Raw genomic sequence first — 24,536 nt, forward strand, 5'->3', positions numbered from 1 at the left:
GAGGAATCATGGAGACCGCGATCGAGGTCCGGGACCTCGTCGTGAAACGCGGGCGGAGAACCGTCCTCGACGGGTTCTCCTGTGTCATCCCGCGCGGCAGCGTGACCGGCCTGCTCGGCCCGAGCGGCAGCGGCAAGACCACGCTGATGCGCGCGATCGTGGGCGTGCAGGTCGTCGCGTCCGGAGAGGTGACCGTCCTCGGGCACCCGGCCGGATCGGCGCCGCTGCGCCGCAGCATCGGTTACGTGACCCAGGCGCCCAGTGTCTACGCCGACCTCACCGTCGGGGAGAACGCCCGCTACTTCGCCTCGCTCCACCGTCTCGGCGCGGCCGAGGCGGAGGCGGCCGTCGACGCGGTCGGCCTGGCCTCGCACCGCGATCAACTGGTCGCCGACCTGTCCGGCGGGCAGCGCAGCCGGGCCTCGCTGGCCTGCGCGATCGTCGGCCGCCCCGAGGTGCTGATCCTCGACGAGCCGACCGTCGGGCAGGACCCGGTGCTGCGCGACGAGTTGTGGGACCACTTCCGCCGGCTCGCCGCCGAGGGCGCCACGGTCCTGGTCTCCAGCCACGTGATGGACGAGGCCAACCGCTGCGACCGGCTGCTCCTGATCCGCGAGGGCGCGCTGATCGCCGACGACACGCCCGCCGCGGTCAAGCGGGAAGCCGGGACCGACGATCTGGACCAGGCATTCCTTCGGCTGATCAGGCGTCAGGGGGTGGCGGCGTGACCGGGCGGATCGAGCGCCGTGATCGCGGTCTCCACGGCGCAGAGGCAGGCGCGTCATGATTCTCCTCAGCACCGTGCGGCGGATCCTCACTCAGCTGCGGCACGACCCGCGCACCATCGCGATGATCATCGTGGTGCCGACCCTGCTGATCACCCTGATCTACTTCATGTACGACGGACAGCCGGCCGTCTTCGACCGCATCGCCCTGACCATGCTCGGCGTCTTCCCGTTCATCGTGATGTTCCTCATCACCAGCATCGCCATGCTGCGGGAGCGCACCACCGGCACCCTCGAGCGGCTGTTCACCACCCCCGTCGGCAAACTCGACCTGCTCTTCGGTTACGGCATCGCGTTCGGGCTGGCGGCGGCGGCGCAGGCGGCGGTGGCGGCCGGTTTCGCGTACTGGGCGCTGGGCATGGACACCGCGGGCAGCATCGGGCTGGTGATCCTGATCGCCGTGGCCAACGCCGTCCTCGGGGTGGCCCTCGGCCTGCTGTGCAGCGCGTTCGCCCGCACCGAGTTCCAGGCGGTGCAGTTCATGCCGGTCGTGGCGGCGCCGCAGCTGCTGCTCTGCGGGCTGTTCGTGCCGCGCGAGGACATGGCCGGCTGGCTGCAGGCGATCAGCGGGGTGCTGCCGCTGTCCTACTCCGTGGAGGCGCTGACCGAGGTGGGTGCGCACGCGGAGGCTACCGGCATCATGTGGCGGGACCTCACCGTCGTGGTGGGGGCGGTCGTGGTGGCGCTCATCCTGGGAGCGGTGACACTGCGCCGCAGGACTGCTTAGGGCGTACAGCAAAAGGGGTTTCATCGATGGTGCGACGGACCGGACGCCGGCCCGGCAACCCGGACACGCGGGAGTCGATCCTGTCGGCCGCGCGCGGCGCGTTCGCTGAGAAGGGCTTCGACGGCGCGTCGATCCGGGCCATCGCGACCAGCGCCGGGGTCGACCCGGCGCTAGTGCACCACTACTTCGGCAGCAAGGACAAGCTGTTCCTGGCCTCGATGAACTCGCCGATCGACCCGGTCGACATCATCGTCGAGGCGACCGCGGGGGAGCGCGACGAGATCGGCGCCCGGTTCGTGCGCGCCTTCCTGCAGATGTGGGACGGCCCGCGTGGCTCGGCGGCGGTCGCGCTGCTGCGGTCGGTGGTCGGCACCGAGTGGACCGCCAAGCTGTTCCGCGAGTTCATCCTCACCCAGATCCTCCGCCGTGCCGTCCCCCGGCTGGACCTCGACCCGGCGGAGGCGCACCTGCGGGTCACGCTGGCCGGCAGCCACCTGGTCGGCCTCGCGCTGGCCCGCTATGTGATCAAGGTGGAGCCGCTGGCCTCCGCGCCGCCGGAGACGCTGGTCGCCGCGATCGGCCCGACCCTCCAGCGGTACCTCACGGAAGAGCTGCCCGGTGTCTTCCCGCAGGTATGAAAATCGGCCATCGTGGGCAAGCCACGCTTCGTGCGATTGGCGATGCTGCTGACGACCGTGGTCATGCTGGCCGGGTGCGCGTCCGTCGGGGAACGGTCCTCGGCGGCCGAGGACGCCGCCCGCCTCTTCCTCCAGGCCGTCGCCGACGGTGACGGCCCGGCCGCCTGCGGCGCTCTCGCGCCGGAGACCGAGGCGCGGATCGACGCGCCGTGCGCCGAGAGCATTCTGGACGAGGCACTCCCGGCGCCGTCCGCGACGGCCGACGCGCGGGTGTACGGGCAACGCGCTCTCGTGAAGTTCGACGCCGACACGGTGTTCCTGGCCGTCTTCCCGGACGGCTGGCGGGTGGTGGCCGCCGGCTGCACGCCCCGCGGCGAGCGTCCCTACGACTGCGCCGTCCAGGGTGGGTGACCCGATGCGCGCTCAGTACCTGCTGCTCCTGCTCGTGGTGACCGCCGGACTGCTCTACTTCGCCGCGCTGGGGGTGCTGCACCGATGAGGACGGCTCTCCGGGACAACGCGCTCGGCCTGGTCTTCGGCCTGCTCTTCCTGATCGTGCTGGTCGCCCAGGCGTTCGCCGGGCACGCCGACTTCAACCAGCAGCAGGTCGCCGCCGGGATGGAACCGATCGGTCTGGGCCGTTATCTGACGTCCGCGTCGTTCGCGGCCGACGTGGCGGAGAACTGGCAGTCCGAGTACCTCCAGTTCTTCCTCTACATCTTCCTCACGGTCTGGCTGGTGCAGAAGGGCTCGCCCGAGTCGAAGAAGCCCGGCGAGCAGGGCCTGGAGTCCGACCGCGAGCAGAAGGTCGGTTCCTTCGCGACCGACGACTCGCCGAGCTGGGCCCGGGCCGGCGGCCTGCGCCGGACACTGCTGTCGAACTCGCTGGGCCTGGTGATGGGCCTGCTCTTCGTGGCGAGCTGGCTGACCCAGTCGATCGCCGGGGTGGCCGCCTACAACGAGGAGCAGCTCCGCGATTTGCAGGAGCCGGTCACCTGGGCGCGGTACCTCACCGAGCCGGACTTCTGGAACCGCACCCTGCAGAACTGGCAGTCCGAGCTGCTGGCCGTCGCCTCGATGGTGATCCTCTCGATCTACCTGCGGCAGCGCGGCTCGCCGGAGTCCAAGCCGGTCGGCAGCCCGCACGACGCCACCGGCGTGGAAGGGTAGGACAGACCGGGACGGGTCAGGCGTCCGTGGCGACCCGGGAGAGGTAAGCGTCGACCTCGCGGCGCATGTGGTCCGGAACGCCCTGGAACTGCAGGCCGATCTCGGCGTTGTCGCCGCGGACCACCCGGCGCACCACCCGCACGTCGGCGGCGCCGTTCAGGCCGTCGATCACGAATTCGGCCCGCGCCAGGTCACCGACCGCGATCTTGAGGCCGCCCGGGACGATGCAGCCCAGACCGTCGGAGCTGAGGTCCATCATCTCGGCGGCGACCGGCGCCGGGCGGGACGCGAGCTGCAGCCGGACCGAGCCCTGCACCGGCAGCCGGTCGTGCCGGCGCCGTTCCAGCCGTTCGGCCACATCGGAGAGGTCGCCGATCTGGGCCATCGTCGCGTCCACACTCCGGTGCAGCCGCCGGACGATGTCGTGCTGATGGTCGGCGATCCCGCCGAGGTGGCGCATCGCGTCCTCGATGTCGCCGACGTCGGAGATGATCGCGTGGAGGGTCTGGCCCATCTGCGCCACGTCCGACTCCAGCACGGCGATGGTGCTGGTGATCTGCTCGGTCGAGTCGGCGGTGGTGTCGGCCAGACTCTTCACCTCGTCGGCGACCACCGCGAAGCCGCTGCCGGCCGCACCCGCCCGCACCGCCTCGATGGTCGCGTTGAGAGCCAGCAGCCGGGTCTGCGACGCGATCCCGGAGATCACGCCGGCGATCCCGGCCACCCGGCGCAGGCTGGCGTTGAGCGCGGTGGCCGCCTCGTCGGCGCTGCGTGCCCGCTGGACCAGCGCGTTGGCCGCGTCATTGGTGACCGTCACCCGCTCGTTGGTGGCGGCCGCCGCGTCCCGGGCCGCGCCGACCTGCACCACCACGTCCTTGAGCTTGCCGCCGATCACCTCGGCGGTGTCGTCGATCGCCGCCCGGGCCCGCCGCCTCAACCGCTGGTTGAGCTCGCGCTGCTGGGCCTGGTTGGCCTGCGCCTGGGTCTCCAGCTCGGCTCGGAGCCGCTCCAACTCGGCGTCGCGTTCCCGCAGTGCGTCGGTGAGTTCCGCGAGGGCCGTCCCGTCGCCGGCGTCACCCGCGCCGAGGGCGGCCCGGCGGCCGCGCCGGCGGACCACGAACACACCGGCCGCCACCACGACCAGCGTTCCGAGAAGGATCAACCAGATGGGCATCAGGTGGAAACCCCCACCGGTAGCGCGTACGTCGTAATGATCTGACGCTACCGTGCGGGGATCATCCCTGTACGCCGTTCGCCGGTCCCTCCGTCACGCCGCCAGGATGGCGTCGATCTGGCCCATCGCCTGGCGCATGCCCTCCTCCATGCCCATCTCCGCCATGCGCTCCAGCTGCTCGGCGCTGCGGAACGTGGAGACCGTGGTCATCCGGGCGCCGGAGCCGGTCGCCTCCAGGGTGACCACGCAGTGGGTGATGTCCGACGGGTCGACCGGGTCGCCGTTGTCGTCGGCGAATCCGTCGTCGAACTCCAGGCGGTGCGGCTCCTCGACGGCGGTGATGGCCCACCAGCCGCCGGCCTTGGTGCCGTCCGGGCCGGTCATGTGGTAGCGGACGTCGCCGCCCGGCTTGAACTCGTAGCGGTCGAAGGTGGCCGGCCAGGTCGGCGGGCCCCACCAGCGCTCCAGTTTGCGCGGGTCGGCCCAGACCTGCCAGACCCGGTCGACCGGGGCCGCGAACTCGGCGACGAAGGTCAGCGTCAACGCGTTGACGTCCTTTTCTGAGCTGATGACCGTCACTGCTCATCCTCCTCAAGGATCTGTTCGATGCCGGCGGCCCGTTGCCGCCAGAGTGCCTCGTAACCGTCCAGCAACCGCGTCATCCGGCGCAGCGGCTCGACCTCTCCGTGCACGATCTGCTCCCGTCCGCGGCGGGTCTTGCTGACCAGCGCCGCCCGCTCCAGCACCGCGACGTGTTTCTGCACCGCGGCGAAACTCATCGGATAGGCCCGGGCCAACTCGGACACGGACTGCCCGGACCGGATCACCCTGGTCAGGATGTCCCGGCGGGTGGCGTCCGCCAGCGCGTGGAAGACGTCGTCCGCACCTACAACCATGTGGTTGTACGTTAGTCGCTGCCGGGCCGCCGGGCAACCCCGCCGGAGTTCTCTTCAGTGTCGAAGGAGGCCGCCGATAGGTGGGGCCATGACCATCAGCATCGGAACCTCGCACACACCGTCCTCGCGGGAGACGAACGCCGCGTGGCTGCTGCGGTTGCGGGAGGACTGTGACCGGCGCGCCGTCACGGTGGTGCGCGCCACGGGCGACGGCGAGCAGGAGGTCATCGCGGACCTGCTGAGCAGCCCGGCGGAATCAAGCGGCGGCTGAGTTTCTCGCTCGCGACGCCGGCCGGGCTCAGTGCAGGACGGCCAGCGCCTCGGCGAGCGCGTCGGTGGCGTCCTTCACGTCGACCTCGCGCATCCGCAGCGGGCCGCCCGTCTCGGTCAGCAGGGCGGCGTGCGCGCCACCGGCGTAGACCGGCGCGAACCCGATGTCCCGGATGATCTGCGCGGTGGCCTCACGGGCGTCCCGCTGGTCGGTGCAGACGTATTCGGTGAGCAGCGGGTCGTGCCCGCGCCGCCGGCTCAGCACGTCGGTGGAGACGGTGTTGAAGGCCTTCGCCCAGTGCGCCTCCGGCGCCCAGTCCATCAGGATCTCCAGGCCCGAGACGCTCTCCGGGACATCCGGGTTGGTGGCGTCGATCACCACCTTGTCGGCGATCACGCCCCGGGTCATCTCCACCGCCTCGTGCGCGGACGACCAGTTCGGGCTGAAGATGATCACGTCGGCGAAGGCCGCCGCCTGCGGGATCGCCATCACCCGCAACGGCACGTCCTCGTGGTCCATCTGCTTGCGCAGCCGCTCCGGGTGGCGCGAGGTGACCGCGACGTCGTGCCCGCTCTCGGCGCACCACCGTGCCAGCGTCCCGCCGAGCTGACCCGCACCAATGACCCCGATCCGCATGGCTCAAGGGTGCGCGCCGGATCACCCGGCCGAGTGGGAAACTCCGAAATCGCCGTACAGCATCCGCAGCTCCACCGTGACCAGGTCGCCGACCAGCTCCTCCGGGTCGCTCGCGCCGGCCAGGGCGGCGGTGCGCAGGTCGTCGATCAGCCCGGCCAGCACCCGTGGCGCCGGGCCGTCGGGGGCCAGGCCGGCCGCCCGGTCGCGCTCGATCCGGGCGGCGAGCCGGTCCACGTGGGCGGCCCGCATGCCGTCGCGCCACTGCGCCAGCGGCGGGCAGCCGGGCGCGGCGGCCAGCGCGCCGGCCAGCAGCCGGCCCTGGTCGCGCCAGAGCACGGCCAGGCTGGTCAGGGCCTGGCGCAGCGCGCCGGCGTCGGGGCCGGTGCCGTCCAGCCAGGGGCCGGCGTCGCGGCCGAGCTCACCGGTGATGCCGTGCAGCAGGGCGACCACCACGGCGATTTTGGAGTCGAAGTAGAAGTAGAAGCTGGACCGAGAGATCTCAGCACCGGCGGCGAGCTCGTCGATCGTGATGTCGGCGAGCGGCTTGCGGGCGAGCAGGACCCGGGCGGTCTCCAGGATCGCCTGTTCACGACGGTCGCCCTTGCTGGGACCGCGACGCCGGCCGGGAAGTGTGCTCATCCGAACACGTTAACGCGCCGTCGACTTTTTCGACGTACTGTCGAGAAGCAACGACGACTTGTTGGGAGATCCGATGAAAGAGATCCGCCTCGCCGCCCGTCCCGTCGGCTGGCCTACCGCCGAGACCTTCGAGATCGCCGAGACGCCGGTGCCCGAGCCCGGTCCCGGTCAGGTGCTGATCCGCAACGTCTACATGTCCGTCGACCCCTACATGCGGGGCCGGATGAACGACGTGAAGTCCTACATGCCGCCCTTCGCCGTGGGCGAGCCGCTCGACGGCGGCGCGATCGGCGAGGTGGTCACCTCACACGCGGAGAACGTCCCGGTCGGCTCCTACGTTGTGCACAGCCTGGGCTGGCGGGAATACTCGGTGGCCGACGCCGCGCGGGTGCGGGTGGTGGACCCGGCCGCCGCGCCGACGCTCTCGGCGTACCTCGGCCTGCTCGGCATGACCGGCCTCACCGCGTATGTCGGTCTGCTGGACATCGCCCAGTTCAAGGAAGGTGACACGGTCTTCGTGTCCGGCGCCGCCGGCGCGGTCGGCAGCGTGGTGGGGCAGATCGCCCGGCTCCGCGGCGCGAAGCGGGTCATCGGCAGCGCCGGCTCCGCCGAGAAGACCCGCCACCTGATCGACGACCTGGGCTTCGACGCCGCCTTCAACTACAAGGACGCGCCGGTCCGCGACCAGTTGCGCGCGGCCGCTCCGGACGGTGTCGACGTCTACTTCGACAACGTCGGCGGCGACCACCTCGAAGCCGCGATCAGCACGCTGAACAAGTTCGGCCGGATCGCGATGTGCGGGGCGATCGCCCAGTACAACGATGTCGCCCCGCCGGCCGCGCCGCGTAACCTGGCCTCGGCCATCGGCAAGGAGATCAACCTGCGCGGCTTCCTGGTCGGCAACCACTCGCACCGGATGCCCGATTTCGTGGCCGAGGTGGGCGGCTGGCTGCGCTCCGGCCGGATCACCGCCCGGGAGACGATCGTGGATGGTCTGGAGAACGCTCCGGAGGCGTTCCTCGGCCTGCTTCGCGGCGACAACACCGGCAAAATGGTGGTCAAGCTCGGTTGACCGGCGGTTCAGGGAGGCCCGGCGTCCTTTTGTGACAGGTCGTCGGGTATCTCCAGGAACTGAACGGTAATTCAGTAGCTCTAGCGATCGGACCGGATACGGAACGTATGGGTGGTCGCACTCGTCCGTACGGGTGAGGTCACTGACGGAAAGCAGACACTAGCGTTCCCGTGTGGCGAATCGGTTCCAACTCTGGGGACAAGCGGGCTGGGCAAGCGCCGAAGTGGTCGGCGAGACGCACTACGCGAAAGCGATACGTGCGCTCTTCGGCAACGACTTCGACCCGCGCGGGACCGACATAACCGTACCCGTCCAGCTCATCCCCGACCGCAACAATCGGCACGACCGCAACGCCGTCGGCGTCTGGTCGGGAAACAGCCTGCTCGGCCACCTGCCACGGCCCGAGGCGGCGCGGTATGTCCAGGTTCTCACCACGCTCACCAGCCGTGACCTGATCCCCGAGGTCAGCGCCCGGATCACCGGCCGTGAGTGGGGCGCCGCCGACGGCCGTCCGGCCGCCTTCGACGGCTCCATCCGGCTCGACCTCGCCGAGCCGCACATGCTCGTCCCCGCCAACGCTCCTCCGTTCCAGGATCACCGCCTCCTGCCGTCCGGCTCGGCCGTGCAGGTCGTCGGCCAGCAGCAGTACCTCGAAGCGCTGATCCCGCTGCTGCGGCCGGAGGGGGAGTGCTGGGCGTACGTCACCCTGCACGAGATGGCCGACCACATGGTCGAGGTGCGCCTCGGCGACGCCCGCGTCGGCGACCTCAGTCCCAAGATGAGCGGCGAGTTGCTCCCGACCCTGCGCCACCTGGCCGAGCAGGGCCTGGTGACCGCGGCCCGGGCCATCGTCCGGGGGGACAGCGGCAAGAGCGAGCTGATGCTCTACGTGGCCCGCGCCCAGGACCTGCCGGAGATCTGGCAGGGCGCGGCGAAGCGTCCGGCGGCCGGCCCGGCCGCGGGCCGCGGCGCGGCGAGCGTCCCGAGCTCCGGCGTGGCCGCCACGGGACCGGTCACGCCGGGCTCCCACCCCGTTCCCGGTGCGGTCCCGGCCGCTCCCGCCTCGGCCGTCCCCGGCCTGAGCGGGTCCGGCGGCATGATGTCCGGTGGGCCGGCCGGAAGCGGCGGACTGGTGCCGAACTGGGTCACCGCCGGCGAATCCCTGCCCAGCTGGGCCTCGCCGCCCTCGACGATGCCGGCGGTCGCGCCGCCGCCGGCCACGCCGCTCCCTCCCCGGTCGCCGGTCACGCCGGTCTCTCCGCCGCCGGTCACGCCGGTCTCCCCGCCGCCCGGACAGGGGATGGGGTGGGCCGCCGGCAGCGGTGCGACGACCAGCATGTCCGCGTCCCGGTTCGAGCCGCCCGCCACCACGGTTGTCCCGCAGCGCGAGGGGCCGGGCCCGCTGGTCGCCGACCCGCCGGCCGCCGCCGCGCCGGTCAGTCCCGCGCCCGGTGACCGGAGCGGCTTCTCGATCGCCGAGACCACGGTCATCCCGGCGCTGGCCGCTGTGGTGAAGGCGCGCTCCGGGGCGACCGCCGGGAACTCGCCGGTCTCGCCGGCCCCGTCGGGCGCCGGGCCGCACGCCCCCATCCCGCCGGCGCCCACCGGCGTCAAGTTCGTGGTTCCGGCCGGGTGGCCGACCCCGCCGGCGGGCTGGTACCCGCCGGCCGGCTGGCGGCCCGACCCGGCGTGGCCGCAGGCTCCGGCCGGATGGCAGTGGTGGGTCCCGACCTGGGACTGACACGTTCCCGCGCAGACTGCCGCGGCTCGGTAATCCGCCCGAACGGGCCTTCAGGGACTCATTCGGGCGGATTCGCTGGCTTTCCTGGGCGGATATGTCGGATTAACCCGGAAAAACGGCACGGCGACCCACCTCGCCTTGCTGGAATGGGCGCATGCGGTGGGATGATGCTGACGGGTTGACCGGGCGGCCGGACGCACGCGTCCGCGGAGTGCTCGAATCCTGGCGTGCCGGTCTGCTCGACCTCACCGCCTCCAACCCGCTCATCCACGTGGATCCGTGGGGGCCCGGCGTGGTGACGATCGACAACCCGTCGCCGCGCAGCGTCCTGGAGGCGCTGCAACAGGGCCGGGACTGCGGGTTCCTCGGCGTCGAGGAACAGGCCGAGGGCCCACGCCCGCGCACCACGAGCGCGTTCCAGACGCACATGACCGACGCCGAGATGGATGCCACGCTGCGGGCCCTGCGCCGCACCGACCACCGCGACCAGCTCGAGTACGGCATCTCCGCGCTCTACCTGGCGGTCGGCACACTGCACTGGGACGACGGCGAGCACGAGTACGCCAGCCCGATCCTGCTGCTGCCGGTCGACCTGGTCGACTCCGACCCACTCGACTACCCGCGGCTGCGCGCCCGGCCCGACGACCCGCTGGTCAACCCGGCCCTCTCGGTGCGTCTCAAGCAGCACGGCGTCGAACTGCCCGCGGTGGAGAGTCTGACCGGCCTGGACGTCACCGTCTTCTGGGCGCGGCTGGACGCCGCGATCGGCGAGCACACCGAGTGGCGCACCGACGAGGCGATCCTGCTGTCCCGGTTCACCGTGCACCGCGAGGTCGTCTACCACGATCTGGTCGACAACGAGCGGCAGATCCTCGCCCATCCGGTGGTCCGGGCCCTGGCCACCGAGGCCCGGTCCCAGATCGACGCGTTCAAGTTCGAGCCGGTCCCGGCCCGCCGCATCGACGACGTGGCCTCGCCGGACGACATCCCGCTGGTCCTGGACGCCGACGCGGGCCAGCGGGCGTGCGTGGCGGCCGCGCTGGCCGGGCGCAGTTTCGTGATGCGCGGCGCGCCCGGCACCGGCAAGTCACAGACCGTCGCCAACATGATCGCCGCCCTGATCTTCACCGGGAAGCGGGTGCTGCTGGTCTCCGAGAAGGCGGCGTCGCTGGACGTGGTCAAGGACCGCCTCGCCCAGGCCGGACTCGACGACTACCTGCTCGAACTGCACAGCGACTCGACGGGGCGGGACCACGTGGCGGCCACCCTCGCGGCCGCCCTGGACTTCATCCCGCTGCCACCGCCGGGCCTGTCCACGGACGAACGGCAGGAGCTGCGCGAGCACCGGGAACGGCTCAACGCGTACGCCGAGGCGATGAACGAGGTGCGCGAGCCACTCGGCCACCGCCTCCACGACGTGCTCGGCATGTGCGCCCAGATGACCGACGTGCCGGCCGCGCCGGTGCCGTCGGTCCTGCCGGTCCCGCTCACCACCCAGTCCCTGCAGAAGGTGCGCGACGCCGCCGAGCGCCTCGGCCGGGCCTGGCGCCCGGCGGTGCGCGGCGACGACTTCCTGTGGCGCGACGTCGTCGACCGCAACCACCTCGACGCACGCCTGCAGCAGGCCCGGACCGCCCTGGAACACCTCGCCGAGGCGGCCTCCACCGACCCGCTCGCCGCCGCGTTCCGCACCCGCCACCTGGCCGACGCGATCGCGCTGACCACGCTCATCGGGCACGCGTCCCGCCGCCCGCCGGAGGCCGCCGACGAGTGGCTCACCCTGGACAGCCTGGAACCGGTGGCCCGCGCCGCCGAGGGCCTGCTGCGTCACCTCAAGGCGTTGCACCACGCCGAGGAGGCGGTCCGGAGCCGGGCCGGCGTCAGCTGGTCGGCACTGCCCACCCCGGCGAAACTGCCGACCGTGCCCAGCCTGGCGCACCTCGACCCGCCGCCGGTCGAGCTGCTGCCGCTCACCGCCGCGCAGGCCCGCGGCCTGGCCCGCCGGTTCGCCGACGAGTCCGACCGGCTCGAACAGCACCAGCACAGCCTGGACCGGGTCACCGCCCGGCTGGGCCTGCCGAACGTGGTGGCGTTCTCCGACCTCGGCCGGGTCTCCTCCGTCGTCGACCTGCTGACGCGGCCGGACAAGCCGGAGGCGGCCTGGTTCGACTCCGCCGGGATGACCGCCGCGCACACCGCCTCCCGGGTGCTCCAGCGGGCCGTCGACGTGGTGAAGACCGCCGAGGCGAAGGCGCGTGAGCACTTCAACGACGCGGCGCTGTCCCACCCGGTGGACGAGCTGGCCGAGCGGTTCGCCACGGTCCACAAGGGGCTGCGCAAGCTGCGGGCGCCGTACCGGCGGGACAAGAAGGAGGCCGCCGAGATCGCTCGGCCGGACGTGAAGCGCAAGCAGGCGGTGGCCAACCTCGCCGCCGCCGCCAACTGGAAGAAGGCGCTGGAGGAACTGGACCAGGCCGAGCGCCAGTACGCGCGGATCCTAGGTCGCCACTGGCAGCGCCTCGACACCGACTTCGAGGCCATCCGCAACGCCCTCAGCACCGCCGAGGAGGTGATGCGGGTGACGCCGCCGGAGGCTCTGCCCGCCGTCATCGAACGGGTCAGCGCGGCCACCCCGAACAGCGCGATCATCCGGATCGTCTCCGAGGCCCGCAAGGAGTTCGACCGCTGGACCATGGCGCTGCGGCCCGCGCCCGAACCGGCGCCGCGTCCCCAGTTGGCGGCCGGCCCGATCCACGACGCGGTCACCTGGCTGCGGGCGCACGTCGAACCGCTCACCGCGACGGGCGACCTGACCCATGCCTACAGCGTGGCCGCTGGACGGGACTTCACCCTCGCCGAGTCGGCCGCGATCGGCCTGCTCCGGGAGAGCGCGGCCGACGCCGCCTCGGCCCTGGCGGCCAACGCCGGCGAGTACGCCAAGGTGCTCGGCGACGCCTACCGTGGCAACCAGACCGACGTGGAGGCGCTGGCCACCGCGATGGCCTGGACCTCGGAGGCCCGCCGCATCCGGGTCGGCGTCGACACCGCCCTCACCGCCGAACAGGTCGAGGCGCTGCGCCGGTCCCGCCCCACCGACACCCTGCCCGCCCGGGTGGCGGAGTGGCAGGCCGCCCGGGACTGGATCCTGCGCGCCTTCGCACCCCGCCGGCACGCCTCGCTGGCCACGGCCCTCGACGACTTCGAGCACGCCGGTGAGCTGATCCAGGCGCTGCTGGAGGACGCCGGGGGCCAGCAGGAGTGGTTCGAGTACCAGGCGGCCCGCGGCGTCCTCGCCGAGCACGGGCTGGACGCCGTGGTCGACTTCTGCGCCCGCGAGGACCTGCCGGTCGAACAGATCCTGCCGGTGCTCGGCCGGGCCCTCTTCCAGTCCTGGGCGGACACCGTGATCCGCGAGGACAACCGGCTCCCACCGCTCGACGCGGCGGCCCGGGACCGGCTGGTCAGCGAGTTCCGGCTCTGGGACGCCCGGCTCCAGCGGGCCGCGGCCGCCGACGTGATGAACGCCGTCGACGAGATGCAGCCCACCGGCACCGCCGCCGCCGAGGCCGCTCTGCTCCGGGCGTCCGCCGCCCAGCAGGGCCGGCGCCTGCCGGTGCAGGATCTGATCAGCCAGACCCGGCACGCCACCCTCGCGGTCAAGCCGTGCTTCCTGACCGTGCCCGCCGACGTCAGCCGGCTCGTCCCGGCCGACCTCACCTTCGACGTCGTGATCATCGACGAGGCGTCCCGGGTCCCGATCGCGGACGCGATCACCTGTGTCTACCGTGGCGCCTCGTTCGTGGTGGTCGGCGACGACCGGCAGCTCACCGCCCTGCCGACACCCGGCGACGAGCGGTCCATCCTGGATCTGGCGATCAGCTGCGAGGCTTTCCCGGTCCTCGACCTGAGCACCCATTACCGCAGCCGGCACGAGTCCCTGATCGCCTTCGCCAACCACACCTTCTACCAGGGCCGGCTCAGCACCTTCCCGCCCGTGGGACCGGCCGGGCCGGACGCCGGGGTGCAGCTCTTCCCGTCCGCCCCCGAACACGGTGACGCCGGGCTCGCCGAACTGGTCGCCGGGCGGGTCGCTCACCACTTCGTCACCCGCCCCGACCTCAGCCTCGGCGTGATCGCCAGCACGCCGGACCTGGCCGGGCGGATCGAGGCGGCGGTCGCCGACATGGTGGTGCCACCGGAGGACGACCGGCTGCGCGGGTTCTTCGTCAAGGACCTGGAGACCGTGCAGGGCGACGAACGCGACGTGGTGCTGCTGGCCATCGGTGAGAACCTCGGCGGGCTGGTCGGGCCGGACGGCTGGCGGCGGCTCAACGTCGCCACCACCCGGGCCAGCCGCCGGATCGAGGTCATCTCGACGGTTCGCGGCCAGGATCTGCCGGAGACCGACGAACTGCGCCCGCTCGCCGGCTATCTCGACTACGCGACCCGCGGCGAGGCCGCCCTCGCCCTGGACGACCCGGGGCCCGACGTGCAGACCCCGTTCGAGGACTCGGTCCGCGACGTCATCCGGTCCTGGGGCTACCGGGTGCGTACCCGGGTCGGCACCGGCGCCTTCCGGATCGACCTGGCGGTGCGCCGCTCGGCCCGGCGCAACGCGCCGTACGCCCTCGGCATCGAGTGCGACGGCACCACCTACGACTCGGCGCCGGCCGCCCGCGACCGGGACCGGCTGCGCGAACAGGTGCTGGAGAGCCTCGGCTGGAAGCTGCACCGGATCTGGGGCACCGCCTGGTACCTCGACCGCGAGCACGAGGAGCAGCGGCTGCGCGCCGCGCTCGAGGAGGTGTTCGCCGGCTTCCCGCCGGAGGAGCGGGCCGCCGCGCTGGACGGCTCCGCGGTTCCCGCGGCGCCGACCGCCGCGCCCGAGACGATCGAGGAGCGCGAGCCGGTCACCCTCGTCCCGACCCATGCGGGGTACGCGGCCGCGGAGCCGACCGAGATCGCGGAGCACCTCGAGGACCCGGGGTACGCCGAGGTTCCGGAACCCGCCGAGGCCATGGAGCCGGAGTACGCCGAGGATCCGCGGTACGCCGAGCCCGAGCCCGTCGAGACCGCCCAGCTCGTGGCGGACGCCGAGGTCGTCGAGGACGCGCAGATCGTGGCGGACGCCGAGGTCGTCGAGACCGTGGAAGCGGAGGACGCCGGTGACGGGTTCGCCGCCGAGGTCGACGAGTTCGCCCCGGTCGACGGGCTCGGCGATCCCGAGGACGAGGCGGTTCTCGACGAGGAGCAGACCGACGCCTACCTGGCCGGAGTCGCCGACATGGAAGGGCATGTCGCCGAACGGTGGAGCGAGGTCCCGCAGGAGTGGACCGAGGAGTACCGCTCGGGCGTACCCCATGAGGTCGATCGTGAAGAGGCGGCGCCGGCCGCCGCCGGGATGCCGCCGCTCGCGCCGGAGGAGGCCGACGGCGACTCGCGGGTTCGGCCGGCGGTCTTCGAGCGGATCTCCCGGGCCGAGGACGAGGAGCGGCCGCGGGTCGCGCCGGCGGTCTTCGAAACGGTGAGCCGGGCCGAGTTCGCCGTGGAGGACGAGGGGCCGCGGGTCGCGCCCGCGGTGTTCGAGAGGGTGAGCCGCGACGGCGGGCCGGCCAGGCAGTTCAGTGAGCCGCAGGTCCGCCGGCCCACCTTCGAGCACCTGAGCAGGGCGGATGTGGCCCGGGCCGAGGCGGAGCGGGCGGAGGCGGCCCGGATCGAGGCCGCGCGGGCCGCGGACGCCGCGACCGCGGAGGCGGCCCGCGCCGCCGTCGCCCGTGTCGAGGCGGCCCATGCGGCCGAGGCGGCGCTGGCCGACGCGGCCCTCGTCGAGGCGGTCACCCACGCCGAACCGGGGTCCGCCGAAGGGCTGCCGCTGGCCGAGCCGGTGTTCGTGTCCCCGGACTTCACCATCGCGGAGTCCTCGCCGGCCCCGCGCCGGAGCACCCGGGCGAAGCCCGTCAAGACCGCGCCGGCGAGGAAGGCCGCACCGGTCAAGGCGGCCGAGGTCCACGCCGGACACGGTCCGGAGGAGTGGGCGCAGCCGTACCGGAAGGCCAAGCTCGCCGCGCTCCCGGCCGGGGCGACCGTCACCGACCCGGAGAGCGCCAAGCGGATCGCGGAGGCGGTCCGCCGGATCGCCGCGGTGGAGGGACCGGTGCACATCAGCATCGCCCTGCAGCGGATGCGCGAGGGCTGGGGGCTCACCCGGATCACCAAGCAGGCCCGTGACGCCATCGACGCCGTGATCGAAGGGCAGGCCGCGAAGGGCGACGTGACCTGGGCGGACGAGTTCCTCGGCGACCCCGGCCAACTGGTGCCGACGGTCCGTCTCCGCGCCGACGGGGTGGCCCGCAAGGCCGACCAGATCGCCGACGCCGAACTGCGGGTCGCGCTGGAGCACCTGGTGCTCGATGCCGGGGCGATCGAGGTGGACGGGCTGCTCGCCGCGACCGGGCGGTTGTACGGCTGGGCCGCCCGGCGCTCCCCCGAACTGGACGCCCGGCTCACCGCCCTGGCCACTGAACTGGTCGCCGAGGGCCGGCTGACCCGGCGGGCGGACGGGCTCAGCGCCGCGCACGACCTGCCCGACCCGCTCTCGCTGCCACGTCACGAGGCGACCCGGGCGCCGGCCAAGGCGGCGAGCGCGGCGAGGCGCAAGGCGCGAACCTGAACCACGCGAGGCGCACGGCCGGTACTCCCGGCCGTGCGCCGGACGCCACCGTGTCGTCGGCCCCGGTTCATCCGTGTTCCCTAAGGTGCGGCCACATGCGAAAGATCGTCTACAGCGGATCGCTGGCGCTGGTCCTCACCCTGACGCTGGCCGGCGCGGCCCGGGCCGGCGGCCACGCCCACGTCACCACGCCGACCCTGACCGCGTTCGCCTCCCTTCCGGCCGCCACCTTCGTGCCCGGCAGCGAGCCGTCCGGGAGCCTCGTCACCGGCAACACCAACGGGTTCCCGGTGCCCTTCGCCGACCAGCCGGTCCAGGGCTTCTCCGGTATCGCGAACAACGGCGACGGCAGCTTCGACGTGCTCTCCGACAACGGGTACGGCAACCAGGCCAACTCGGCCGACTTCCTGCTGCGCGTCCAGCGGCTCGCGCCCGCGAAGGCCGGCGGCACCGTGGACGTCGTCGGCGGCCTCAACCTGACCGACCCGGCCGGCCACGTGCCGTGGAGGCTGACCCGCGACGACCGGGCCCTGACCGGCGCCGACTTCGACGTCGAGTCGATCGTCAAGGCCGACGACGGCACCTATTGGATCGGCGACGAGTTCGGGCCGTACCTGCTGCACTTCGACCGAGCCGGGCGTCTGCTCGCCGCGCCCGTCCCGCTCGACAAAGTGACCGCCCCGGAGACCGCCGCCCGCACCGGCGCCACCGCCACCCTGGGCGGCAGCAAGGGCTTCGAGGGCCTCGCCGAGTCGCCCGACGGCCGGTACCTCTACGCGCTGCTGGAAGGCTCGGTCGCCGGTGACACCGCCGGGGACCTGCGGCTCAACGAGTTCGACACCCGCAGCGGCAGGTACACCGGCAAGACGTACGTCTACCGGCTCGGCGCCGCCGGCCTGGCCATCGGCGACGCCATCGCGATCGACGGGAACCGCTTCCTGATCATCGAGCGGGACGGCGGCCAGGGCGCCACGGCCGTCGTCAAGCGCCTCTACATCGCCGACAAGCGCGACCGCGACCACGACGGCCTGCTCGACAAGACCCTGCTCGTCGATCTGATGAACATCGCCAACCCGCGCCGTCTCGGCGGCTTCGGCACCACGTTCACCTTCCCGTTCCAGACCATCGAGGACGTCGTCATCCTCGATGACAAGACGGTCGCGGTGCTGAACGACAACAACTTCCCGTTCTCCAGCGGCCGCACCGCCGGAGTCGCCGACAACAATGAGTGGATCACTATTGCGCTGCCGGCGTCGCTGCACCCCGACAAGCGCATCTTTCCAGCTCAGGGCCGGTAGGCAAACGATTCCTTAATGGCGGGTAAACGCCCGGGCGCGCGGTCACTCCCATTGCGGCGGTGAATTACCGTGACGGCGTGCCCGCAGTTTTCCTCCGGCGCACGACGCCGGAGCGCCTCCGATTGTTGGCCGCGCTCACCACGGGCGCGGCCGTCGTCCTGCTGATCGCCCTCACCCTCGTGATGACCGGTGTGCGGGAGCAGGTCCGCCTGATCGGCGAGGAGGCGGCGCCGCAGGCCGCCACCTCCGCCGACCTCTACTTCGCACTCAGCGACCTCGACGCCCAGGTCACCCGCATCCTGCTGGCCGGGGACAGCGACGAGCTCGCCGGCAGCCGCATCGACGCGCTCGGCGCCTATCGGGAGCGCGGTTACCAGGTCGACCAGGACCTGCAACGCTCTCTGACCACCGGCACCGGCGAGACGGAACGGGCGATCGTGCTGCGCCTGATGGACGGGCTCACCGTCTACCGGCAACGGGTCGGCCAGGCTCTGACCGCGTCGGCCTCCACCCCGGACACGCTCGGCTACTACACGCAGGCCACCAACCACCTGCACCTGCGGCTGCTGCCGGACGCGCGGGAACTGCGGGAGAAGAGCATCGAGCGCCTCGACGACGCGTACGCCGAGAAGGCCGCCACCGAAACGACCGGGATGACCGTCGCCGTGCTTCTCGGCGGCGCGCTGCTGGCGCTGCTGATCCTCCTGCAGGTGTGGATGGCCCACCGCTTCCGCCGCACCCTGAACCCGGCGCTGGCCATCGCCACCGTCCTCAGTGTGCTGCTCCTGGTCTCCGCGACGGTCGTTCTGCAGTCGCAGTCACGGCTGCTCTCCGACGGCCGGGACGACGGCCTCGGCCCCTACCTGGCCCTCTCCGAGCTGCGTGCCCTCGGCTACGACGCGGCCGCCGACACCGGCCGCTATGTGATCAGCGCCAATCTCTCCTACTACCGGGACGACTTCACCGCGAAGTCGGCCTGCCTGTCGGGTGAGGTCGCCTGCCGGGCCACCGCGCCCGCACCCACCACCGGAAACCCGCACGGCGGCGGCGAGACGGTCACCACCGCCGCGTCCGCCCGCGGCGGCCTGCCCCGCCTGGCCGGTTCCGTCGTGGTCGGCCGCTGGACCGCCTACCGGACCGTCCACGAGCGGATCCTCGCCCTGGCCGACGCCGGGCAGACAGCCGAGGCGGTGCGCCTGCTCACCGGCATCCGGCGCGGCGACGCGGCGTTCGACTTCGCCTACTTCGACGCCTCCGTCGCCGACGCCACCGGGGCGCGTGAGCGGGAGTTCGACCGGGCGCTGCGCGCCGCGGAGATCACCCTGACCGGCTGGGCCTTCCTGCCCGGCGTGGTTCTCACGGTGGTCCTCGCCCTCATTCCCTTCGGTGTACGCAAGCGCCTGGCCGAATACCGATGACCGGCCGGGTGCGCCGGGAAAGGACCGTCGATATGAGGCTGCGTGCCGTCGCTGTCGTGGCGTCGCTGGTGCTGGCGGGCTGTGAGGCGCCCGCCGCCACCGAGCCGCCGATCTCCTGCGCCGCGGGCGTTGCCGCCGGTCAGGGCTCCTCCGCGCAGACCAACGCGGTCAACGCCTGGATCAAGGCCTACCAGATCGCCTGTCCGGACGCCGCGATCGAGTACACCGGGTCCGGCTCCGGCGCGGGGGTTCGCGCCTTCCTGACCGGGACCGGTGACTTCGCCGGCACCGACACCCCGCTGAACGCCGCCGACCAGCAGCGCGCCGACGAGCGCTGTGGCGCCGGCCCGGCCGTGCACCTGCCACTGGTGATCGGCCCGATCGCGCTCGCCTACAACGTCGCCGGCCTCGACGGCCTGCGGCTGACGCCGCCGAACATCGCCAAGATCTTCAGCGGCCGGATCACCGTCTGGAACGACCCGGCCATCGCCGGCGACAACACGGGTACGGCCCTGCCGGCCACGAAGATCCGGATCGTGCACCGTTCCGACAGTTCGGGCACCACCGACAACTTCCTCCGCTACCTCACCGCCGCGGCCCCGTCGGACTGGACGAACGGCGCCAGCGGCGAATGGCCCCTCCCCGGCGGCATCGGGCAGCGCGGCAGTCACCGGGTGGCCGCCGCGATCGCCCGCACCGACGGCGCGATCGGTTATGTCGAGTCGTCGTACGCCCGGGTCATCGATCTGCCCACCGCCCGGGTCGGCACCCCGGACGGTGGGTTCACCCTGCCCACCGACCATGCGGCCGCCCGGACCATCGCCGCGGCCCGGGTGACCGGCTCCGAGGGCGATCTACGCCTGGAGGTCGACCCCGCGGTCGCGCCGGGGGACGCCTATCCGATCGTCCAGGTGACCTATGAGCTGGTGTGCCGCACCGCGGTTCCGGAGACGGCCCGCAGTTTCCTCGCCTACGCGGCGGGCGTTGCCGGCCAGGAGGCCGCCGAGCGGGCCGGCTACGCGCCTTTGCCGGACACGCTCCGCGACCAGGTGGCCCGGTCCATCGCCACCCTCCGGTGATGCCGGGTCCCGCCGCACGGCGAAGCCGGTCCGCCGCCGTCGGGGCATTCGCGGGGCTCCGTCGTCGTGGGGGCATTCGTGTCCGGGCACGGAGGAACGCGCGGCCGGCACGTACGGCGTCGGGCGCCGGCCGGATCAGATCCGCCGGCGCCCGGTCGCGCCGGGGCGGTGCGTTACCGGCGGGGGTTGCCGTAGTAGGCGCCCGGGCCGTGCTTGCGCTTGAAGTGGCGCTCCTGCAGGTGCTGCGGGGTGGCGGCGTTCGGGTTGAGCGCCAGCGTCTTGATCGCCATCTCGGCGACCGCCTCGAGGATGATGCCGTGCTCGACCGACTTCAGCGGGGTCGCGCCCCAGGTGAACGGGCCGTGGTTGGCGACCAGCGCGGCGGGCATCCCGGCGGCGGCCGCGTCGTCGCCGATCCGCTCGATGACGACGCGGCCGGTGTTCAGCTCGTAGTCGGTGGCGCACTCCTCGGGGGTGAGGCCGCGCGTCACCGGGACCGGCCCGTCGAACGTGTCCGCGTGCGTGGTGCCGAGCACCGGCACGTCCCGGTCGGCTTGCGCGAAGGCGACGGCGTTGGTGGAGTGCGTGTGGGTGACCCCGCCGATCGAGGGCCAGGCCAGGTAGAAGGCGCGGTGGCTCTCACTGTCCACCGACGGGCGCAGATCGCCGTCGAGCACCTTGCCGGTCTGCAGGTCGACGGGGACCAGGTGGTCCTCGGTCAGGTCGTCGTAGGCGACACCGGACGGCTTGATCACGTAGAGACCGGCCTCCCGGTCGACTCCACTGACGTTGCCCCAGGTCAGCTGGGCGAGCCCGGCCTTCGGGATCATCTGGTTGGCCATCAGCACGGCCCGGCGCAGGGCCGTCGAACCGTAAGTCACGTCGTCTTCTCCTCGACCGCCGGATGTTAGCGCTCACCATAGCGGAGCACATGCGTGATGACACAAGGTCGTAACGCCAGGGACTTGATCGTCGGGCCGAGTGTTAACGACAACACGGCGGGGGAGGTCTCGCGGTTCTGAGGCTACTCCGGTGACCGGTTGACCTGGGTGACGATGCGGACCATGTTGCGGATCCGGCCGCGGAGCCCGCCGGCCCGCACCGGCTCGGCGCGGGTGTTGGTGCTCCGCGCGACCGGTATACGTAGATTGCGGGGCACGTTCGGGGCCGCCGACCGTGGCCGCGGAACCCGGACGGCCGGGGTCGGCACGGCCCGCCAGGTGAAGTCGACCCCGCCGAGCGTGACCGTCTGGCCGGCGGCGCAGAGCCCGGAATGCCGGTCCCCGGCGGATTCCGCCGGCCCGTAGACGATCATGAGCCTGGTCTGGTCCGGGGACGTGTCGGCGGATTCCGCCGACGCGCCGGTGTCCACTGGTGTGCCGGCCCGATCCGCTGTGCCGGCCCCGCCTGGTGTGCCAACCCCGTTTGGTGTGTCGGCTAGATCTGCTGTGTCGGCTCGGCCTGGTGTGTCGGCCCGATCCGCTGTGCCGGCCCCGCCTGGTGTGTCAGCCCGGTCTGCCGGTGTGCCGGTCTGCGCGGTGGGTGTGCCGGTCCGCACGGCCCAGACCTCGCCGTAGCCGCGCAGCCCGGTGCCGCCGGCGGTCAGCAGCGAGGCCCGGCCCCGCAGCGGCACCACCAGCTCGCGGCCGGTGGCGTCACGGATGTGCAGGGTGCCGGAGAGCCTCGGCGTTCGGCGGCGGAACCACCCGCTCGCCCCGGACGCCAAGGGTCACCGCCTCTCGGTGACCGCGGCTCGCGGTGTGTCGTCGTTGAGCACCTCTCGGACTGTAGCGGCGTGCAGCGACTTCGCAACGGCTGGTCACCGATGCGGGTGAGTTTCCGATGGTCTGCCGGGACTTCAGGACACCGTCGATCTCCCGCACGGGCCGGGGCGGCGGCGCCGCTCCGGACCGGGTGTGGGCGCCGCTCCCGGAGCGAGGCCCGCGCCGGGAGGAGTTCCTGGGTGAACGAACAGGTCGGCGGCGGACCGGCGGGTCAACGGCGGGGTGGGCTGGCGCTCGCCCGGGGAGTCAGGCGAGGGGCGACCACCACGTCCTCCGGTGGGCTGTCCCCGTCGGGAACGGCCATGTGGCGCAGCAGCAGGGACAGCGCACGCCGTCCCAGCTCCGCGAAGTCCTGGTGGACGGTGGTCAGCGGGGGCAGGAAGAACCCGGAGTCGGGCATGTCGTCGAAGCCGGTGACGCTGACGTCGTCGGGCACCCGGCGGCCGGACTCATGCATGGCGCGGAGCACGCCGAGGGCGATGCGGTCGTTGGCGCAGAAGACGGCCGTCACCGACGGGTCCTCCGCGAGGCGGCGGCCCTGCTCGTACCCGGCGGCGGCGTCCCACCAGCCGGCGGTCACCGGAGGGACCACGGCGCCGGCCGCGTACAGGGTCTCCCGCCAGCCGTCCACCCGAGCTTGCGCCTCGGGCCAGTCGAGCGGGCCCGCCGCGTGGTGCACGGTGGCGTGCCCGAGGTCGAGGAGATGCCGGGTGGCCAGGCGTGCTCCGGCCGCGTTGTCCACCCGTACGGTCGGAAAACCGGCGCGGCCGTCGCCACCCACCGCGACGCACGGGATCCCGGCCGGCGCGTGGGTGAGCGCCGTGGTGACCGCCGGTTTCGGGGCGATCGCGATGATCCCGTCGACGCCGTGCTGGACGAGCCGGTCGACGGCTTCCAGCACCGGCCGGTGTGACAGGTCCCGGACGGTGGCGACGCTGACCAGGTATCCGGCGGCGCGGGCGGCGCTCTCGATGCCGTAGAGCATCGACTCGGGCCCGAAGAGGGTGGTCTCGAAACCGACGATGCCGAGGGTGTGCGACTCGCGGGTGGCGAGGGTGCGCGCCGCGAGGTTGCGCCGGTAGTTGAGCGATCTCATCGCGGCGAGCACCCGTTCCCGGGTCTCGGCGCGGACGTTGGGATGCTCGTTGATCACCCGGGACACGGTCTGGTGCGAGACGCCGGCCAGTTTGGCCACGTCACGCATGACGCTGCCGCGCTCCTTGCCCGATCTGGGCCGGGGAGCGGGCACGGGTGGGTCGATAGCCGGTTCAGTATCCGGCACCGGATCAGATGTCGCCATTGGACGATTCCTAGCAGCTTCGGGTCGATCACCACGGGTGAGGTGGACGTTCTTGCAACGGTTCTGAAACGTAGATCCGGATCCCTTGACGAGCGGGATGAGAACGGTAACACTCACGAAACGAAAGCTGTGACGGCGGTCGCAGAAGGACGCCGATCTCTGCGGGTTTGGGCTGGTAGCCCGAGTCGCTGCTTATTTTGTGAACGGTAACAGTTTCTGGAGGTTGTAGTGCGCAGGTCAATGTCTGTTGCGGTGTTGGGTGGCCTCCTGGCCGTGTCCACGCTCGCCGGTTGCGGTGGCGACAAGGAAGCCGGCTCCACGGGTGGCGGTGACGACAAGATCGTCCTCGGCTTCTCCCAGGTGGGTGCCGAGAGCGGGTGGCGTACCGCCAACACCGAGTCGATCAAGGCGTCCGCCAAGGCCGCCGGGATCGAGCTCAAGTTCTCCGACGCGCAGGGCAAGCAGGAGAACCAGATCAGCGACATCCGTGGCTTCATCACGCAGAAGGTGGACGTCATCGCCTTCTCGCCGGTGGTCACCTCCGGCTGGGACGCGGTGCTCAAGGAGGCCAAGGACGCCAACATCCCGGTGATCCTGACCGACCGCGCCGTCGACTCGCAGGACACGTCGCTGTACAAGTCCTTCATCGGCTCGGACTTCAAGGTCGAGGGCGAGAAGGCCGGTGAGTGGCTGGCCAAGGAGTACGAGGGCAAGACCGGTGACGTCAACATCGTCGAGCTGCAGGGCACCACGGGCTCGGCGCCGGCCATCGACCGGCAGACCGGCTTCGCCGAGAAGATCAAGGCGAACCCGAACCTGAAGGTCGTCAAGACGCAGACCGGTGACTTCAAGCGCGCCGACGGCAAGACGGTCATGGAGACCTTCCTGCAGTCCACCCCGAAGATCGACGTGCTCTACGCGCACAACGACGACATGGGTCTGGGCGCCATCGAGGCGATCGAGGCCGCCGGCAAGGTGCCCGGCAAGGACATCAAGATCATCACGGTTGACGCCGTCCGGGACGGTATGACGGCTCTCGCCGCGGGCAAGATCAACTTCATCGTCGAGTGCAGCCCGCTCCTCGGTGACCAGTTGATGGAGGTCGTCAAGAAGGTCAACAAGGGCGAGACGGTGGAGAAGCGGATCCTCACCAAGGAGGGCACCTTCACGCCGGAGCAGGCCAAGACCGAGCTCCCCAACCGCAAGTACTGATTGATTCGCCCGTAGGCCGCCCCGGC

At 72.1% G+C, this 24,536-nt stretch carries 21 protein-coding genes; 13 read left to right on the top strand and 8 right to left on the bottom strand.

Translation table 11 applies throughout. The annotated features are described in order from the left end of the window. Positions 1-8 precede the first annotated feature (8 nt). From QLQ12_RS20560 to QLQ12_RS20580, 5 genes are all read left to right on the top strand, one after another. Positions 9-728, top strand: a complete 720-nt coding sequence (locus QLQ12_RS20560) for an ABC transporter ATP-binding protein (protein WP_282761844.1) — start codon at positions 9-11, stop codon at positions 726-728. Between the two features lie 55 nt (positions 729-783). Next, a complete protein-coding gene (locus QLQ12_RS20565; RefSeq protein ID WP_282761845.1) occupies positions 784-1,512 on the top strand; it encodes an ABC transporter permease in 729 nt (242 codons plus the stop codon). A gap of 26 nt (positions 1,513-1,538) precedes the next feature. Continuing rightward, positions 1,539-2,150, top strand: coding sequence for a TetR/AcrR family transcriptional regulator (locus QLQ12_RS20570; protein ID WP_282761846.1), 612 nt, complete (start codon positions 1,539-1,541; stop codon positions 2,148-2,150). A gap of 12 nt (positions 2,151-2,162) precedes the next feature. Beyond that, complete coding sequence (locus QLQ12_RS20575) at positions 2,163-2,561, top strand: hypothetical protein (RefSeq protein WP_282761847.1); 399 nt, start codon at positions 2,163-2,165, stop codon at positions 2,559-2,561. Between the two features lie 84 nt (positions 2,562-2,645). Further along, positions 2,646-3,320, top strand: a complete 675-nt coding sequence (locus tag QLQ12_RS20580; RefSeq protein WP_282761848.1) for a DUF6766 family protein — start codon at positions 2,646-2,648, stop codon at positions 3,318-3,320. A gap of 16 nt (positions 3,321-3,336) precedes the next feature. On the opposite strand, the gene QLQ12_RS20585 is transcribed toward QLQ12_RS20580, so the two are convergent. The 3 genes from QLQ12_RS20585 to QLQ12_RS20595 form a co-directional block, all read right to left on the bottom strand. Continuing rightward, entirely contained in the window at positions 3,337-4,494 is a 1,158-nt protein-coding gene (locus QLQ12_RS20585; RefSeq protein WP_282761849.1) for a methyl-accepting chemotaxis protein, read from the bottom strand. A 93-nt stretch (positions 4,495-4,587) separates the two neighbouring features. After that, positions 4,588-5,073 (bottom strand): SRPBCC family protein, encoded by a 486-nt coding sequence (locus QLQ12_RS20590; RefSeq protein ID WP_282761850.1) that lies wholly within the window; start codon positions 5,071-5,073, stop codon positions 4,588-4,590. Next, complete coding sequence (locus QLQ12_RS20595; protein ID WP_282761851.1) at positions 5,070-5,390, bottom strand: ArsR/SmtB family transcription factor; 321 nt, start codon at positions 5,388-5,390, stop codon at positions 5,070-5,072. The genes QLQ12_RS20590 and QLQ12_RS20595 overlap by 4 nt, the downstream gene beginning before the upstream one ends. Positions 5,391-5,478: 88 nt before the next feature. Here QLQ12_RS20595 and QLQ12_RS20600 point away from each other — a divergent pair, with 88 nt between their 5' ends. Next, positions 5,479-5,661: a hypothetical protein gene (locus QLQ12_RS20600; RefSeq protein WP_282761852.1), complete on the top strand. Its 183-nt coding sequence runs from the start codon at positions 5,479-5,481 to the stop codon at positions 5,659-5,661. Positions 5,662-5,688: 27 nt separating this feature from the next. On the opposite strand, the gene QLQ12_RS20605 is transcribed toward QLQ12_RS20600, so the two are convergent. Beyond that, complete coding sequence (locus QLQ12_RS20605; RefSeq protein WP_282761853.1) at positions 5,689-6,297, bottom strand: NADPH-dependent F420 reductase; 609 nt, start codon at positions 6,295-6,297, stop codon at positions 5,689-5,691. Positions 6,298-6,318: 21 nt separating this feature from the next. Beyond that, on the bottom strand, positions 6,319-6,936 hold the full coding sequence (locus tag QLQ12_RS20610; RefSeq protein ID WP_282761854.1) for a TetR/AcrR family transcriptional regulator: 618 nt from the start codon (positions 6,934-6,936) through the stop codon (positions 6,319-6,321). A 73-nt stretch (positions 6,937-7,009) separates the two neighbouring features. On the opposite strand from QLQ12_RS20610, the gene QLQ12_RS20615 reads away from it, so the two are divergent. From QLQ12_RS20615 to pstS, 6 genes are all read left to right on the top strand, one after another. Next, a complete protein-coding gene (locus tag QLQ12_RS20615) occupies positions 7,010-8,008 on the top strand; it encodes an NADP-dependent oxidoreductase (RefSeq protein WP_282761855.1) in 999 nt (332 codons plus the stop codon). 172 nt (positions 8,009-8,180) lie between these two features. Next, positions 8,181-9,749, top strand: coding sequence for a hypothetical protein (locus tag QLQ12_RS20620; RefSeq protein ID WP_282761856.1), 1,569 nt, complete (start codon positions 8,181-8,183; stop codon positions 9,747-9,749). A gap of 154 nt (positions 9,750-9,903) precedes the next feature. Continuing rightward, a complete protein-coding gene (locus tag QLQ12_RS20625) occupies positions 9,904-16,419 on the top strand; it encodes a DUF3320 domain-containing protein (protein ID WP_282761857.1) in 6,516 nt (2,171 codons plus the stop codon). A 95-nt stretch (positions 16,420-16,514) separates the two neighbouring features. Then, entirely contained in the window at positions 16,515-17,717 is a 1,203-nt protein-coding gene (locus QLQ12_RS20630; RefSeq protein WP_282761858.1) for an esterase-like activity of phytase family protein, read from the top strand. A gap of 77 nt (positions 17,718-17,794) precedes the next feature. After that, positions 17,795-19,135: a hypothetical protein gene (locus QLQ12_RS20635; RefSeq protein WP_282761859.1), complete on the top strand. Its 1,341-nt coding sequence runs from the start codon at positions 17,795-17,797 to the stop codon at positions 19,133-19,135. 32 nt (positions 19,136-19,167) lie between these two features. Next, on the top strand, positions 19,168-20,214 hold the full coding sequence (gene pstS / locus QLQ12_RS20640; protein WP_282761860.1) for a phosphate ABC transporter substrate-binding protein PstS: 1,047 nt from the start codon (positions 19,168-19,170) through the stop codon (positions 20,212-20,214). Between the two features lie 173 nt (positions 20,215-20,387). Here the strand turns inward: pstS and araD are convergent, their stop codons facing one another. From araD to QLQ12_RS20655, 3 genes are all read right to left on the bottom strand, one after another. Then, the gene (araD, locus tag QLQ12_RS20645; protein WP_282761861.1) at positions 20,388-21,095 is read right to left on the bottom strand and encodes an L-ribulose-5-phosphate 4-epimerase AraD; all 708 of its coding nucleotides are present in this window, start codon (positions 21,093-21,095) and stop codon (positions 20,388-20,390) included. Between the two features lie 143 nt (positions 21,096-21,238). Further along, the gene (locus tag QLQ12_RS20650; protein ID WP_282761862.1) at positions 21,239-21,940 is read right to left on the bottom strand and encodes a hypothetical protein; all 702 of its coding nucleotides are present in this window, start codon (positions 21,938-21,940) and stop codon (positions 21,239-21,241) included. A 269-nt stretch (positions 21,941-22,209) separates the two neighbouring features. Then, positions 22,210-23,202, bottom strand: coding sequence for a LacI family DNA-binding transcriptional regulator (locus QLQ12_RS20655; RefSeq protein ID WP_282761863.1), 993 nt, complete (start codon positions 23,200-23,202; stop codon positions 22,210-22,212). Positions 23,203-23,538: 336 nt separating this feature from the next. Here QLQ12_RS20655 and QLQ12_RS20660 point away from each other — a divergent pair, with 336 nt between their 5' ends. Beyond that, the gene (locus QLQ12_RS20660) at positions 23,539-24,510 is read left to right on the top strand and encodes an ABC transporter substrate-binding protein (protein ID WP_282761864.1); all 972 of its coding nucleotides are present in this window, start codon (positions 23,539-23,541) and stop codon (positions 24,508-24,510) included. Positions 24,511-24,536: the final 26 nt, after the last annotated feature.

This window comes from Actinoplanes sandaracinus, assembly GCF_030009775.1.
In the GTDB taxonomy this organism is placed as follows: domain Bacteria; phylum Actinomycetota; class Actinomycetes; order Mycobacteriales; family Micromonosporaceae; genus Actinoplanes; species Actinoplanes sandaracinus.

What these genes read in the sequence shown, in the direction of transcription:
- QLQ12_RS20560 (WP_282761844.1), top strand. Translation starts at nt 9, where the DNA reads ATGGAGACCGCGATCGAGGTCCGGGACCTCGTCGTGAAACGCGGGCGG.
- QLQ12_RS20595 (WP_282761851.1), bottom strand. Translation starts at nt 5,390, where the DNA reads ATGGTTGTAGGTGCGGACGACGTCTTCCACGCGCTGGCGGACGCCACC.
- QLQ12_RS20570 (WP_282761846.1), top strand. Translation starts at nt 1,539, where the DNA reads ATGGTGCGACGGACCGGACGCCGGCCCGGCAACCCGGACACGCGGGAG.
- QLQ12_RS20610 (WP_282761854.1), bottom strand. Translation starts at nt 6,936, where the DNA reads ATGAGCACACTTCCCGGCCGGCGTCGCGGTCCCAGCAAGGGCGACCGT.
- QLQ12_RS20585 (WP_282761849.1), bottom strand. Translation starts at nt 4,494, where the DNA reads ATGCCCATCTGGTTGATCCTTCTCGGAACGCTGGTCGTGGTGGCGGCC.
- QLQ12_RS20660 (WP_282761864.1), top strand. Translation starts at nt 23,539, where the DNA reads ATGTCTGTTGCGGTGTTGGGTGGCCTCCTGGCCGTGTCCACGCTCGCC.
- QLQ12_RS20615 (WP_282761855.1), top strand. Translation starts at nt 7,010, where the DNA reads ATGAAAGAGATCCGCCTCGCCGCCCGTCCCGTCGGCTGGCCTACCGCC.
- QLQ12_RS20625 (WP_282761857.1), top strand. Translation starts at nt 9,904, where the DNA reads ATGCGGTGGGATGATGCTGACGGGTTGACCGGGCGGCCGGACGCACGC.
- QLQ12_RS20565 (WP_282761845.1), top strand. Translation starts at nt 784, where the DNA reads ATGATTCTCCTCAGCACCGTGCGGCGGATCCTCACTCAGCTGCGGCAC.
- QLQ12_RS20600 (WP_282761852.1), top strand. Translation starts at nt 5,479, where the DNA reads ATGACCATCAGCATCGGAACCTCGCACACACCGTCCTCGCGGGAGACG.
- QLQ12_RS20630 (WP_282761858.1), top strand. Translation starts at nt 16,515, where the DNA reads ATGCGAAAGATCGTCTACAGCGGATCGCTGGCGCTGGTCCTCACCCTG.
- pstS (WP_282761860.1), top strand. Translation starts at nt 19,168, where the DNA reads ATGAGGCTGCGTGCCGTCGCTGTCGTGGCGTCGCTGGTGCTGGCGGGC.
- QLQ12_RS20580 (WP_282761848.1), top strand. Translation starts at nt 2,646, where the DNA reads ATGAGGACGGCTCTCCGGGACAACGCGCTCGGCCTGGTCTTCGGCCTG.
- QLQ12_RS20655 (WP_282761863.1), bottom strand. Translation starts at nt 23,202, where the DNA reads ATGCGTGACGTGGCCAAACTGGCCGGCGTCTCGCACCAGACCGTGTCC.
- QLQ12_RS20605 (WP_282761853.1), bottom strand. Translation starts at nt 6,297, where the DNA reads ATGCGGATCGGGGTCATTGGTGCGGGTCAGCTCGGCGGGACGCTGGCA.